Below are 14670 nucleotides of genomic sequence, written 5' to 3' on the forward strand. Positions count from 1 at the left end.
TTAACATTATACCGGTAAATTATTTACTAGTATATTAATTTTATAGGCTAATGAGGTGACCCATGAATGCAGCTAAGTTAATCCATTTACTCTATCAAACCACGCGCGCTATTTCCCAGGGAGTAAACCAAATTCTGGCAGAGTATGGGCTATATAGTTCTGAATGGTCAATTATTGTGACCATAAAAGAAACTGGCCCTATTTCTCAGATCGCTTTGGCCAGTTATCTCAACATCGAACCGGCAGCAATCTCAAAAACTGTTGTAAAACTTGAAGAAAAAGGCTTTGTTAAAAGAAAATCCGGAATTGATAAACGTGAGAAAAAAGTCTCTTTAACTGAAAAAGCACTAAGTCAATATGCGGTCTGGGAAAAAGCTATTAACAGTCATCGGCAATCAATTCTAGCCGATTTATCTGATGAAAAGCAACACGAATTGTACGTAATGCTTGAATCCATTTATGCAAATTCACAAAAATATAGAAAGTGATATTTCTGTATTACTTAGAAAGGATACTCAAATGACAACTACTATTTCTAAATTATGGACCAAAGATTTTATTTTATTTACTATTTCCAATACTTTTTTATTTAGCGGCTTTCATATTTTTTTGCCGACACTTCCTATTTATATTTTAAATCAAGGCGGAACAAGTACCGATGTCGGATTATTATCGGCAATTTTTGTATTCTGTGCGATTCTGATTCGTTTTTTTACAGACTACGGAATTAAAAAATGGGGCAAAAAATATTATTTATATATTGGCTGTATTTTATGTTTTATTGCTGCCTTAAGTTATATTCTAGCAACCACTGTGCCCCGCTTACTGTCTTTACGGGTAGTACACGGACTGGGATTTGGCATAGCCACTACGTTATATGCGGCCATTGTCACCGACTTAATTCCGAAATCCCGCCGTGGCGAGGGAATCGGCTATTTTGGACTAGGCACCACTCTGGCCATGGCGATTGCCCCCGGACTGGGAGTATGGATTGTTGATAATTTTTCTTTTAGCAGTTTATTTATGGTGGCAACAGCCAGCCAAATACTTGCCCTCTTATGCTTGACTCTTTGTTCCATTCCTGATGACCGTGCTGTACTTACAGAGAAACAAGCAGAATCCTCATTTATCGATAAACTGATTGAACCAAAACTGTTATTTCAAGCCCTTCTTGCTTTACTGTTCGGAATTTGTATCGGTGGAGTTTTAAATTTCATCGCTTTATTAGCCCAAGAAGCCCATATTGCTAATGCGGGTGCGTTCTTTCTGATGTGTACCTTGTGTATCTTTTTATCTCGTCTGGTGACAGGCCGCATATTTGATCAAAAGGGGCCTGCCTGGGTCATCTTACCTGGTACAATAATATTTTTATTAGGGTTTGTGGTGTTGGCTCAAAGCAGAAGCATGACAGCTTTTCTAACAGCCTCTGCTCTTTACGGATTTGGTTATGGAACCATTTTTCCCGCAGTACAAACTTGGATGTTTAATCTTGTACCACCAGTAAAACGCAGCGCCGCCAGCGCAACTTTTTATAATATGATTGATGTCGGCAATGGTGTAGGTTCGATCGCTTTGGGAATGCTGGCGGGAAAACTTGGTTATGCTTCAATTTATTGGTGCTCGGCTATCATCATGGGCATTTTTCTCCTTAGTTATATTTGGTTCATAATCCGAGCCAAATATGATTTAGCAGATAATCTGGCTGAAGTGGAAACAAGAAACATGTGAAAGAGAAACACTCCGTTAACAATGCGCACATACAGAAGTATAAAATAACCGCGGTTAAGAACAAGAACAAAATCATCGATTTAATTAATGGAAGCAAAATTGCTATACGCCAATTATTTTGACCATACAAGTATCTGAGATCCTTATTGGATACTAAACCGAATTTAAAAGGTGGAGGAAACATGGCCAACATTCTCATTGTAGACGACTCTATGATGGAAAGAAAAATTCTGGGCGATATTATAACGGCACTTGGTCATAATGTCATCGGCCAGGCTAAAAATGGCGAACAAGCTGTAGAAGAATATCTGAAATTAAAACCTGATCTTGTAACTATGGACTTAACTATGAAAATCAGTGACGGAGCTGAGGCAATTTCCAAAATTATAGCTGCAGACCCCCAAGCCTGCATTGTTGTGGTAAGCTCGCATCAGGAAAAACAAATTATTGGGGACGCTCTGGAACGAGGCGCCAGGCACTTTATTATTAAACCCGTATCGCTGCAGAAAGTGTCTGCAGTCATATCCACTGTTTTGCAGCAACCTTTTGACAAAGACAGGCATCTTGAGTTGATCAGTCATCTTAAGGCTGCCTGTAATTTCCAGGAGAAACCAAAGCGGCATTCGGCGCGAATCCTTATTGCCGATGATTCAACATTCGCCAGACAAATGCTGCGGGACGTCGTAATAGCCTTGGGGCATGTGGTTGTAGGCGAAGCTACCAATGGTGCACAAGCATTTGTAGAATATGCCCGGTTGAAGCCTGATTTAGTGACAATGGACCTAACAATGCAGGGCTTAGGGGGCGCCGAGACTATCTCAAAAATTATGGCAGCTTATCCAGATGCCCGCATTATTGTGATCAGCGCCATAGAAACCCGCGCAGGTATTATTGATGCGTTGGAGCGGGGTGCCAGACACTTCATTGTAAAACCCATTTGCCAGGAAAAAGTAGCTGCAGCCATAGAAAATGTGCTTCAGCAAAAATTTGATCTACAAAAACAGTTGTCCAGCATTCATAAACTAAAATCAAATGAAGCTATGCGCGCCATAGTAGATGCCGAAACTGAATATGAGGCTCCCTACGCCATCAGCACTCAGGACAATTTTATTCATGTGTTTATTTATCAGAGCCTTACATTAACCAGTTGTCAAACCCTGATGGCCGAGCTGTCCGAATACCTGGATGGCAGACCAAGGTTGCTGCTTAACTTTGGAACAATGTCAAAGCTTGAATCTCCGTTGTTTGACCAGTTCAATGAGTTGGCCAAGCTTATCGAAAACAATTTAGGAGTAGTCCAAGCGATATCCTATCGCAAAGAGTTTGTCGAGTCTATCGCCAACAAAACGCTTGGAAAAAACGCCAACCTGCTGGCTGAGGTTCTCAGGTACTCGGAAAATTGAACTGACTGCCGTTGCGCCCCCATATCATACTTTCAATATATAAATCAATAAAATCAAGAAACGTCTACTAAATAATTATAAATTTAGCAGGCGTTTCTTGATTTCATCTAAATTATAAGTAAACTGTACGTTCCAGGTTTTCTTCCCATGTTTGGTCTTTATGATTAAAGGTTTTAATAAGCACTCTGTCCGGGTATAGGTATAACGAGTTGGTCCAGATCCGTTCCCTATCCATATCCGTATTGTGGATATTCGTTATATGCCCTCCGAAAATGTTAACATTTGAGACAAAGCTTGAATTTTTGGCTGAAGTATGAGTATGACCGGAAACCCACATGATGATCTGCAAATTATCGTCAAGGATTTCCTTAATTGTTTCCTTGGGTTGACTAATAAAATTAGGAGTATTGACATTCTTATTGTACTTATACAAAGTCCCGGCCAGTGGCGCGTGAAAAAAAACAATGGTAGGCGTTGTTTTATTTCGGGATAATTCATTTTTTAACCAATTAATCTGTGGATTTGATATTTGCGTTAAATGCCGGGAATCAAGAGAATCCGGTGATAAAAAGACCAGAAGGTATTGTCCGACTTTCTGACTGAAAAACAGTTCCGGCTGTTTTAACGTTTCTTTAAATCTATTGAGCTTTTGTTCCCGGGTAATCGCATCGGCAAGAACAAACTTGCCTTCCGGTGAAAAATCATCGCAATACATATAATCATGATTTCCGGCTATAAAGGAAACCGTTTTCTTACATTGTGAAAAATATTGTCTGGCATAGTCATATTCTTCCACATTGCCAAATTGCGCTGCAATATCTCCCAAAACAATAATTTGATTGACATCTTCCCAGGAATTCACATCATATACAACTCTATTTTTGGCATCCAGAATTTTTTGCTGTTTATGCAAATCCAAAACAACATGCTTGCGTACAGGTAAATGCGGATCACCTAATAAAACAATCCGGTAGTATTCCTGCGTAACGGAAACAGAATCAGCCGATATGGCCGGAACTAACAGCTTGCCAAGCACTCCTAAAGTGCCACCATATATCACAAGTTTTTTTATAAACTCACGCCTATTCAAAAACCCACTACCCTTCGCCACATATCACGGATATAGCGCATCCTGAATGTAATACCCGCTGTAAAGTATCAACTTACTTCTAAAATAATTATAGCAATCTTATGGGCTACGGCAACACACTTTGTTACAAAATGCTGTAGAAAAAAATATATTATGCGAATGTATGCGTAATTCCTTCAAAATCCCATCGGCATTAAAACAAGTCTACTCGCTTGCGTTGTTTTAGAAAATAAAAGGGCGTGAATCCTCGAATTTGCGAGAGTTCACGCTCTTGGCCTATCCCCAAAGGTCTACTTTATGAAGCAAGATACCTGACAACCAATGCCGTCAACTAGTACGCACGGCCCCAAACCACCAAGTGTTTAGCCGGTTTTCCACAACACAGACAGGTTTCTCCCGCTTTCTCCTGTTCGAAGGGAATACAACGGGAGGTAGCAGTCGCAACTTCCTTTACTTTGTCTTCACACGCCTGGTCCCCGCACCACATGGCCTTGGCGAAACCGGCCTGCCGGTCAAGAGCGTCGCGCAGTTCTTCCACTGTCTGAACGGTAAAGGTTTTTTCGTTTTGCGTCCGGCGTGCTTTTTCCAGTAGGGCAACTTGTATCGTTTCCAAAAGCTCGGTTACCTTAGTTTCTACCGCGTCCATAGCAACTACGATTTTCTCCCGGGTATCCCGCCGTACAAGAACAACCTGACCCTTTTCGATGTCCTTTGGTCCAACCTCCAGGCGCACAGGAATACCTTTCATCTCGTATTCGCTAAATTTCCAGCCAGGCATTTTATCGGTTGCATCCAGTTTGGTCCGGACCACTTTGTTCAGCCGCTGCCGAAGTTCTTCCGCCTTCTCCGCAACCCCCGGCTTATGGGTTGCGATTGGTACGATAACTACCTGCACCGGGGCAACTCGCGGTGGCAGTACCAAGCCGCTGTCGTCCCCGTGAACCATAATCAGAGCGCCGATCGACCGGGTCGTAAAACCCCAGGAAGTCTCGTGTACGTACTGCAATTTACCATTCTTGTCACTGTACTGAATGCCAAAAGCCTGGGCAAAGCCGTCGCCGAAATAATGGGAAGTAGCACATTGCAGGGCCTTGCCGTCATGCATTAAGCTCTCAACTGTGTACGTTGAAACCGCCCCGGCGAATTTCTCCTTATCGGTTTTCCGGCCGCGCAGAACCGGTATGGCCAACAGATTTTCGCAGGCATCGGCATATACGTCAAGCATCCGGATGGTTTCCTCCTCTGCTTCCTCGGCCGTGGCATGAATGGTGTGTCCTTCCTGCCACAAAAACTCAGTCGTACGCAAGAAGGGACGAGTGGTCTTTTCCCAGCGTACCACCGAACACCATTGATTATATAGCTTGGGCAAATCTTTATAGGATTGAACGATTTTGGCCCAGTGTTCACAAAACAGAGTTTCGGAAGTCGGCCGTACACACAGCCTTTCAGTCAGCTTTTCCTCGCCGCCGTGAGTTACCCAGGCTACTTCCGGGGCAAAACCTTCCACATGGTCTTTTTCCTTTTGCAGCAGACTTTCGGGAATAAACAGCGGCATATAAACATTTTCGTGGCCTGTAGCCTTAAAAGCATCGTCAAGATATTTTTGAATGTTTTCCCATATTGCATAGCCGTAAGGCCGAATGATCATACAGCCGCGCACACTGGAATAATCACACAGTTCCGCCTTTAGAACAACGTCTGTATACCATTGTGCAAAGTTCTTGTCCATGGATGTAATCGCTTCTACCAGTTTTTTTTCTTTTTCCACCCGTTTCACTCCTCATTTTATGCTTTGGCCTAGTCGCTATATAAGACCCGGCTTAAGTCAAATTCCTTGATCGCCGACAAAGCCTCCGTCGTTCTATCCAGGGAAAGGTTTACGCTAAAACACGGCTTGCGCCGAGCCTTGGCGACAACGTAAGCCGATGTTGCCCTTATCCTGCATTTAAGAAAGTTTCTACTTTCTGTTAGGACAAAAAAACTCGATCCCGTGAGGGACCGAGAGTACCGGTGGTACCACCCTAGTTGACACAGCCACTGCGGCTGCGCCCGCTCATTCTGCTAACGGTAGAAAGCCGCCGTAATCCATATTAACCAGTGGTACGGAACTCCAAGCTGGGTTCGAGGCACCCCTTTGGAAACTTACACCCAAACGTTTCCTCTCTGCAAAAAGGGTAATCCAATACTATTTCTCTTCCTCGTTTTTGTTCCATATATGGGGTTTCTTCCCTAGTGTATAACAAACGATTCTGCTTGTCAAGAAACGCTCTCTACTGCTTCATGGCTGTTAGGATTTTTACTTTTTAGACTTGATCGTCGAATATAAGACGGTGCCTAAAATGATACTGCCGCCCATCATTTCTCTCGCCGTCGGTAATTCGTGCAATAAAAAGGCGGCAAAAATAATGCCGTATACCGGCTCAAGACAAGAAATAATTCCCGCTGTTTGCGTTTTTATATTTTGTAATCCATTAATAAAAAGCGAATGAGCAATTCCGGTAAAAATGATGCCTAAGACAAAAAGTAACAATAGGTCATTTATCTTTACTACCGGTTGCTGTACAAGAAAAAACGGCAGCAAGACAATGACAGAAATGAGTTGCTCATAAAAAGCGACAACTATACCGGAATAGTCCTTGGCGTATCGCCGGTTAAGCATGGAAAGAAGCGCATAGGTAAAGCCTGATACGATTCCCCATAAGGCACCCTTAGTTATGTGATTGTCTAACTCAAAACGAGGTACTACAAGCATGATCCCTAAAAAGGCGATACCGGCAACAGCCATATCGGCTGGTTTAATTTTTTCTTTAAAGAAATAGGGTTCGAGAAAGGTAACAAAAACAGGAAACGTGGAAAACGTTAACAGGCCGATTGCCACAGTAGACATTTGTATTGATTGAAAGAAAGTAACCCAATGAGTAGCTAAAAGGCACCCCATTAACAGCATATACACATAGTCTTTATACTGGTCCAGTTTTATCTTTTGTTTTCGATATAGCAGGACACCGCCTAAAAATATACTGGCAAAAAATACTCTCCCGAAAACAATCATGAGTGCAGATAATTCGACTACCTTGCCAAATAAACCGGCTAAACCAAAGAGAAAGACTGCGAAATGAATTTCCAGAAGGTTTCTACTTTTTGCATCCATACAGAATTCTCTCCAAATCACATTCTTCAGCCAAACAAGCTGATGCCGACACAGTTAACCTCATACGAGCGTAATCCTGCCCTCTTTATACTGAGGAACAACATCTAACACATTGGATTGCAAACAATACTCGACATCACTCCTATTTCCCATATCGTATAACCGTTTCCCATTTCTGCTGCTGCCGGCAATCTCCAGGATAGACGGTTTCGCTCCGTTATACATCGTCCAGACCCCCTGAGCCGAATCTGTCAAAATAACTTTTTCTTCTGCCTGCAGGCTACTCACCAGCAGCCCTGCGCAGAGAGCATCTTCCAACGAAAAAAGCCGGTCGGTTCCGGCGCAAACAATCATAATATCTTTCCCGTATTTCCTGGCCTGCCGGCAAACTGCCCCGGCATTGATAAATGCGCCTAGCAAGGTATGATCCGATTGTTCCGTCGCCTTAATGGCAATGGTTCCGTTGGTTGTAGTCATAATAATCGTCCGATCATTCACTTTGTCGGTTGCAAATTCAAACGGTGAGTTTCCAAAATCAAAGCCCTCAATCTTGATTGACTGGCGCTCACCTGCTAGTAGAGCCGATTTCATTTGGTCGGCCATACTTTGAGCAGCGTTAATGTCCAAAACCGGTACAATCGTTTTGCAGCCATGGGCCATAGCGGTCACTATACTTGTTGTTGCGCGGAATATATCCAGTACAATACAGGTTGTATCCGAAAGATCAGTTTCTTTTATATCTGCAGGCAAAAATGCAACATCTATCCGCATTTATTTTTCCTCCCTACTATCTAGTACTCAATAAAGATTTCTAAAATAATTATATCATCTATTGTTTTTGTTACCAAGCAGGCCATTGCCGGCACCCCTCCCAGGCCCTCAATTCTTTCCAGCCTATAACCTTGTCCGGTGGACTTTCGCCTTGCCTTCAGCTTCCGGCATACAGGTAAACGGGTAGAGAACAGCATTCTCTACCCGTTTACTGTGCCAGTCTCATCATCAAACTGGCGCTATGGCGTACTTTTGAAGGAACGGTAAACAAACATTACTCATTGGTTGATTTGACACTAATTACGCGATAGACGAACAGAGCAATCAACGCAACAAATGTAAGCAAGCCAAGCCAATCTGCCGTAGGGCCAAAGTCTTTACCCACAAGTTTCAGAGGTGAATCGCTGCCGCCGCCGGTTACAGAGATGACAATAATAATGGCAATAATAACTCCCATTATACTCTCACCGACAATGAGACCGGATGCAAACAGTACCCCATGGCGGTTGCATGTTTCCACTTCTTCTTCAACTTTTTGCGGACTGTATTGCAATGCCCGGGCGTGCAGATACCGGTACACAATATAACTCATAACAGCACCAAGAACCAGCGGCATCTCCAGGGTAGGCGGCAAATAAATCCCCATACCTACCGCTAACGGGGGCAGACAATATTTTGCCGAATTCTTTTTTAACAGTACATCAATAATAATGATCACAATGCCGACACCGATGCCAAACAGGATATAATTCCAATCCAAATTATGACTAAAGATCCCTTTGGCTATTGTAGCCATCAAAGTTGCCTGCGGTGCGGACAAGACCTGGCTTTCATCCATGCCGGCGCGCGGCATCGCCCCGGCAAACCCATAGGCTTCATAAAGCAAATTCAATACCGGCGCAATGGCAAAGGCTCCCACAATGCAGCCCAACAATAAGGCCACCTGCTGCCGCCAGGGCGTGGCACCGACAAGATAGCCGGTCTTCAAATCCTGCAAGTTATCATTGGAAATGGCGGCAATACTGACAATTACACTTGTCATGAAAATAGCTAAAGCAATGGCAAATTTTCTCCCTGCTTCCGAGTCAAACAGGCTGACCGCTGTACCAATTCCCAAAACGACCAGTGAGGATATGATAATCCCCAAAATGCCGATTCCTGAAATCGGGCTGGCTGATGTACCGATCAATCCGGCCATATAACCGCATGCTGCCGCCACAAAGAATCCCACGCAGATCGCTATGGCAACGCCGGCAATAATAAAGATCCAGGTCGCACCGGCTGACAAATTTGCTTCGGCAATAAAGGAATAGAATGTTCCCAGTAAACCGATAACAATGACCCCTAACACCAGGGCTGTCGTTTTAGGCGACAAATCCGTATCCATACGATGCAGGCTTTTTTCCGTCTCCGACTGACTCATAGCTTGAATGGAAATACGCATACCATCTACAATTGGTTTTACCAATGTAATCAATGTCCAAATTGCCGCAATACCGATTGCGCCGGCACCGATAAGCCGTACCTTTTGTGCCCAGATAGCCGAGGCAAAGGCACTGGCGCTCTGCCCGGCTGCCGGTGACATTGCCGATGTAAGATAAGGAACAAATACGCCCCAGGCCAAAATTGTCCCGACTAACATGGCCAACCCGCTGGCAATGCCAATCAGATAACCAGCCCCCAATAAAGCGGAAGAAAAACCGAGAGGAAACTGGGAGGTAATTTTACCAAAGGTAAACCAATAATGCATTTCCGCTGAAATAACTTGAAAACCACTCGCACATAGACTGATTATTGCTGAAATAATACCACCGGCCATAATATCCTTGACGCCATTTTCCTTGGCGCCGGCTGCACTGCCACTCCCTACTTTTAAAATTTCTGCAGCCGCCAGACCTTCAGGATAAGGCAAATCGCTATTAACAATCATCGCCCGACGCAATGGAATAGTAAACAACACGCCCAAACTGCCGCCACAAGCACAAATCATCAAGGTCTGCCAAAAAGAAAAGCCCTGCCAATACCCGATCATCAATAAACCGGGAATAATAAATATAACTGCCGAAAGAGTACCTGCCGCCGATGCCTGAGTCTGGACCATGTTATTTTCCAACACATTGGAATCCTTAAACATTTTTAAAATTGCCATAGAAATAACTGCTGCAGGAATAGACGACGAAAACGTAAGCCCCACTTTCAGGCCCAGATAAACATTGGACGCCGTAAAAATGGCTGTAATTAGAACTCCCAGCAGCATTCCCCGAAGCGTAAGTTCAGGCACGCTCAGTTCATTACCCATAAAATCTTCCTGTTTCATGCGCATACTCCTTTTCACTTAAAATTTTCCTATCAGTTGGCCGAATTTTCTATGAAAAACTCATAACAGTTCCCCCCATTCCCCTCATGCTGAAATATACTCTCTTTTGAGGTATTAAAAAAAGGATAATATTCTCAAAAAAGAATATTTTAGTAATTTTCTATATATTACACATAAATTCCTGCAGTTTTTATAATAAAAATACACCTACAACGGACAAAAATTCTTTTGTCCGTTGTAGGTGTATCAACATGAACACAAAACATGATTTTCTGCCACTCTCAACTTGCGACTTCCATTTCATTATTCTATATTTCAGGATTTAAACAGTTGCCGCAGGGAGATAACTTTACCTCTAGAAGCCCCGAAATTGCTCCATGTACAAATAAGGCAATCTTTTTTTGTAAAATAATATATTTTTTTACTTATTTTAGGAGGAAATAATTGGAAGGAGTCGAATATAACATTGGTTTTGCGAGTCGTTTTTCAGGTATTTATAGAATAAAGTATTATTGGAGAAGTACTATGTCATCTCTTCAACTGTCCATATGCGGCTCCCTGATTGGGATTATATCGACTTTACTGGTCTATTTATATCTTTTTATCCTATATCGTGAACGGCATATTGGAGTTTGGGTTATAAGCTGGCTTTGTTATTCTCTTCGTATGGTTTTATTTAATTTTGAGATTTTACCTTGGAAATATTCACTGCCCGCCTACCTTATTTGTCATCTACTCTATCTAGCCTGTGGTTTACTGTTTGTGTGGAGCACTTGTCTGCTTATCGGTAAACCGCTGAGACGTTATTGGTGGAATGCAACATTTTTGGTATTCTTATTAGATGCCCTTTTTAGTTTTGCTCGCCTGCATTATTTGTTTACTATGGTTACGGGCGCTTTATTTTTCGGGAGCGCGCTTTTATGGGTGGGCTCCGTGTTTATCCGGCATTTGCAGGCAAACCGGGTAGGGCACTGCATCGTTGGCTGTGCCTTTATCCTTTGGGGAATCATTACAATTATTCGGCCTTGCATTGTTCAAGTGCCAACGCTGCTTTTCTGGAGTAATATTATTACTGGCATTCTCCGGCCGCTTATTGCCGCCGGCATGCTGGCGATATATTTTGAAAAAGCCAGACTGGAACTAATTCATAAGGAAGCACAATACCGGCTGCTGGCGGAAAATGCAATTGATATTATTTACCGCTATAAGGTCCTGCCGCGTGCAAGATTTGAATATGTGAGCCCTGCAGTACTTTCTGTTACCGGCTATACGCCTGCAGAATTCTATGCGAATGCCAAGCTGATATTTAAGCTTATACATCCTAATGATTTGTCCCTATTTTCCTGCTATATTGCCAATCCCTTTCAGCGAAATGATTTACCTCTTACCCTGAGACTAATCCGCAAGGATGGAAAAGTAATCTGGTTTGAGCAAAAATGTGTACCTGTCTATGATAAATCAGGAAATTTAGAGGCGGTAGAAGGCATTATCCGGGATGTTACTGTCCGTAAAGAACTAGAGCAAGTTGTCTCCCGTGTCGAATGCATGAATATGGTGGGTGAGATGGCAGCCAATGTTGCTCATGAAATACGCAATCCAATGACTACCGTGCGCGGCTATCTGCAAATGCTGGAAAAAAAGCAACCGTGCCCTGCCTGTAAAGAACGCTTTGCCATAATGATCGAGGAATTGGACAGAGCCAATACGATTATCAGCGAATACCTGACGCTTGCCAAAGATAAACGGGCCGACTTAAAAAACTGCAGCCTAAACAGGATTGTTACATCGTTGTTTCCGCTGATGCAAGCCCATGCCGCCGCATCTAATTCACACATTGAACTGGAACTGACCGACGTCCCGGAGCTTTTCCTTGATGAAAATGAAATCCGCCAACTAATCTTAAACCTGGTGCACAACGGGCTCGAAGCTATGCCTGAAGGCGGCAATCTAACAATAGGCACTCTGCATAACCGGGATGTAGTAACCCTGTCAATTCGTGACCAGGGCCACGGCATTCCCGGAGATATACGGGAAAAATTAGGAACACCTTTTTTAAGCACCAAGGATACCGGGACAGGCCTGGGAATACCGATATGCTTTAGAATCGCCCACCGGCATCATGCCGTCATTGGTATTGATACAGGCACTAACGGAACCACCTTTACCATTAATTTTAAATTACCCGGTCAATTTTTTCGAGAAGCCCAAACAGTCGTTAATGATCCAACAAGCGGTAACCAACAGCTGATTCCGTAATAATATGTTTCGGCCTGTTTGGTTTTCTATAATTTATCGATTTGCTACCTGCTTCCAGAGTGTATTTACTCCTTGAGAACATCAAAGTCCTCTTTGCTTTCCAGTTGATTAGAAAATACGGCAGCATATAACCCCTTTGCATTCAACAGGTCGCTGTGGTTTCCCTGCTCAACAATCTGACCGTTCTTTAGCACCAAAATCTGGTCGGCCTCCTGAATGGTATTGAGCCGGTGAGCGATGATAAACGTAGTACGCCCTTTCATAATGTTGCGCAAGGCATCCTGAATAAAATATTCTGTGCGAGTATCAATACTGCTGGTAGCCTCATCCAGGATAAGGATCGCCGGATCGGCTAAAATTGCCCGGGCAATAGCGATAAGCTGCCGTTGACCCTGACTTAGATTGCCGCCGTTTTCTGAAAGCCAGGTATCATACTGATAAGGTAAACGTTTAATAAAGGCAGCGGCGTTGGCTAATAATGCCGCTTGCTCCATTTCGTCATCGGTTGCTGCCGGTCGGCCATAGCGAATATTGTCCTTAATCGTGCCGGAAAACAAATAGGTATCTTGCAACACAATGCCAAAGCATGTACGGAGACTATCCCGCGTATACTGGCGGATATCACGGCCGTCAAGCAGGATGCGGCCGCCGGTAACATCATAAAACCGCGTAAGCAAATTAACAATGGTTGTCTTGCCCGCCCCGGTAGAACCAACAAGTGCGGTACTGGTGCCGGCAGCGGCTACAAAATTTACCTCTTTTAGTACCGGCATATCCGGTCTGTAGCCAAAACTGACATGGTCAAAGACCACTTCTCCTTTGGGGTCCGCAAGCTCAACAGCCTCAGGCAGATCAGCCGGCTCCTCAGCCTGGTCCAGAACTTCAAAAACCCGTTCAGCACCGGCCACCCCGGATTGCAATGTATTAAAAATATTGGCCAATTCATTGACAGGCCGGACAAATTGCCGAGAATAACTGATAAAGCTGGCAATGGTGCCGACAGAGATTACATCATGAACTGCCAGCACACCACCAACAATGGCGATAGCTCCAAAGCCGATATTGGTGATAACATTCATGATCGGCATAAGCAAAGCAGACCATATTTGCGCAATTGACCCAACTTCGCAAAGTCTGTGATTGATAGTTTTAAAGTCCGCAATGGCCTTATGTTCATGATTAAATGCCTTAATCACCTGAATACCGGCAACAGTCTCTTCCACATGGGCATTTAAATGTCCCAGCTCAACTTGTGTTTTTTTAAACAATACGTTGGTCTTTTGCGAAATAACACGAGTCAAAATAATAACCAACGGCAAAGTAATCAAAGCCGCCAGAGTCAGTACGGGACTTAACACCAGCATCATCACAAAAGAACCCGTAATAGCAATCGAAGCCGACATGAGGTGGGAAATGGACTGCGATATGGTATTGCTGACGTTATCGGTGTCATTCGCTAATCGGCTCATCAACTCACCATGGGGATGGACGTCAAAGTAGGCAAGCGGCAGTTTTTGCAGCTTGGCAAATAAAGTTGCCCGTAACTGCCTGACGACCTGCTGGGAAATACCGGCCATCAGCCACCCCTGCCCCCAGCCGAGCAGCCAGTCTGCCAGGTACGTAACAGCCAGAATCAGCAGTAACACTTCCAGCGTGACCTGCGGTGCCGGAGCCGTCATGCTGTCAATCGTCACACCGATTATATACGGGCCTATCAACGCCAATACCGAATCAGCCAGAATTAAGAAAAAAATAACGATAAGCATTCTTCGTTCCTGGCGTAAATACTGCCACAAGCGCCGCATGGTTCGCGTAAAGTTTTTAGGTTTGGCAGTGCCGCGGGGTCGGCGCCCCCCAAAGGCCCTGCCAATGCCCGGACTGCGCCAGGACTGGTTTGACGCCGGTACACGGTGATCAGGATTGCTGTTTTGCGCGTTGCCTTCCGTCATTAATG

10 protein-coding genes and 1 other annotated feature are annotated in these 14670 nt (G+C 43.9%); of the genes, 4 read left to right on the forward strand and 6 right to left on the reverse strand.

All coding sequences use genetic code 11. The annotated features are described in order from the left end of the window. Positions 1-62: 62 nt before the first annotated feature. The 3 genes from BLR65_RS20800 to BLR65_RS30550 all read left to right on the forward strand — a co-directional run bounded on the left by BLR65_RS20800 (position 63) and on the right by BLR65_RS30550 (position 3131). Positions 63-488 carry a MarR family winged helix-turn-helix transcriptional regulator gene (locus tag BLR65_RS20800; RefSeq protein ID WP_093796103.1) on the forward strand — a complete coding sequence of 142 codons (426 nt, stop codon included), beginning with the start codon at positions 63-65 and terminating at the stop codon, positions 486-488. Further along, positions 460-1728, forward strand: coding sequence for an MFS transporter (locus tag BLR65_RS20805; protein WP_093796104.1), 1269 nt, complete (start codon positions 460-462; stop codon positions 1726-1728). The genes BLR65_RS20800 and BLR65_RS20805 overlap by 29 nt, the downstream gene beginning before the upstream one ends. A gap of 182 nt (positions 1729-1910) precedes the next feature. After that, positions 1911-3131: a response regulator gene (locus BLR65_RS30550; protein WP_211285168.1), complete on the forward strand. Its 1221-nt coding sequence runs from the start codon at positions 1911-1913 to the stop codon at positions 3129-3131. A 112-nt stretch (positions 3132-3243) separates the two neighbouring features. Here BLR65_RS30550 and BLR65_RS20820 read toward each other — a convergent pair whose 3' ends face one another. From BLR65_RS20820 to BLR65_RS20840, 5 genes are all read right to left on the reverse strand, one after another. Continuing rightward, on the reverse strand, positions 3244-4242 hold the full coding sequence (locus BLR65_RS20820; protein ID WP_093796105.1) for a metallophosphoesterase family protein: 999 nt from the start codon (positions 4240-4242) through the stop codon (positions 3244-3246). A gap of 310 nt (positions 4243-4552) precedes the next feature. Next, a complete protein-coding gene (gene proS / locus BLR65_RS20825) occupies positions 4553-5989 on the reverse strand; it encodes a proline--tRNA ligase (protein WP_093796106.1) in 1437 nt (478 codons plus the stop codon). Between the two features lie 222 nt (positions 5990-6211). Next, positions 6212-6429 (reverse strand) — a binding site (T-box leader). Between the two features lie 88 nt (positions 6430-6517). Further along, on the reverse strand, positions 6518-7372 hold the full coding sequence (locus BLR65_RS20830) for a DMT family transporter (RefSeq protein ID WP_093796107.1): 855 nt from the start codon (positions 7370-7372) through the stop codon (positions 6518-6520). Between the two features lie 60 nt (positions 7373-7432). Then, complete coding sequence (locus BLR65_RS20835) at positions 7433-8143, reverse strand: 2-phosphosulfolactate phosphatase (protein WP_093796108.1); 711 nt, start codon at positions 8141-8143, stop codon at positions 7433-7435. Positions 8144-8417: 274 nt separating this feature from the next. Next, entirely contained in the window at positions 8418-10460 is a 2043-nt protein-coding gene (locus tag BLR65_RS20840; protein ID WP_093796109.1) for an OPT family oligopeptide transporter, read from the reverse strand. Between the two features lie 666 nt (positions 10461-11126). On the opposite strand from BLR65_RS20840, the gene BLR65_RS20845 reads away from it, so the two are divergent. Continuing rightward, on the forward strand, positions 11127-12716 hold the full coding sequence (locus tag BLR65_RS20845) for an ATP-binding protein (protein WP_245692957.1): 1590 nt from the start codon (positions 11127-11129) through the stop codon (positions 12714-12716). A gap of 65 nt (positions 12717-12781) precedes the next feature. Here BLR65_RS20845 and BLR65_RS20850 read toward each other — a convergent pair whose 3' ends face one another. Next, positions 12782-14665 (reverse strand): ABC transporter ATP-binding protein, encoded by a 1884-nt coding sequence (locus BLR65_RS20850; protein ID WP_093796110.1) that lies wholly within the window; start codon positions 14663-14665, stop codon positions 12782-12784. Positions 14666-14670 lie beyond the last annotated feature (5 nt).

The sequence above is a fragment of the Sporomusa acidovorans genome (assembly GCF_900101845.1).
Classification (GTDB): domain Bacteria; phylum Bacillota; class Negativicutes; order Sporomusales; family Sporomusaceae; genus Sporomusa; species Sporomusa acidovorans.

Excerpts from the sequence above, each read along its gene's own strand:
- BLR65_RS20800 (WP_093796103.1), top strand. The coding sequence starts at position 63 with ATGAATGCAGCTAAGTTAATCCATTTACTCTATCAAACCACGCGCGCT.
- BLR65_RS20805 (WP_093796104.1), top strand. The coding sequence starts at position 460 with ATGCAAATTCACAAAAATATAGAAAGTGATATTTCTGTATTACTTAGA.
- BLR65_RS30550 (WP_211285168.1), top strand. The coding sequence starts at position 1,911 with ATGGCCAACATTCTCATTGTAGACGACTCTATGATGGAAAGAAAAATT.
- BLR65_RS20830 (WP_093796107.1), bottom strand. The coding sequence starts at position 7,372 with ATGGATGCAAAAAGTAGAAACCTTCTGGAAATTCATTTCGCAGTCTTT.
- BLR65_RS20835 (WP_093796108.1), bottom strand. The coding sequence starts at position 8,143 with ATGCGGATAGATGTTGCATTTTTGCCTGCAGATATAAAAGAAACTGAT.
- BLR65_RS20840 (WP_093796109.1), bottom strand. The coding sequence starts at position 10,460 with ATGAAACAGGAAGATTTTATGGGTAATGAACTGAGCGTGCCTGAACTT.
- BLR65_RS20845 (WP_245692957.1), top strand. The coding sequence starts at position 11,127 with ATGGTTTTATTTAATTTTGAGATTTTACCTTGGAAATATTCACTGCCC.
- BLR65_RS20850 (WP_093796110.1), bottom strand. The coding sequence starts at position 14,665 with ATGACGGAAGGCAACGCGCAAAACAGCAATCCTGATCACCGTGTACCG.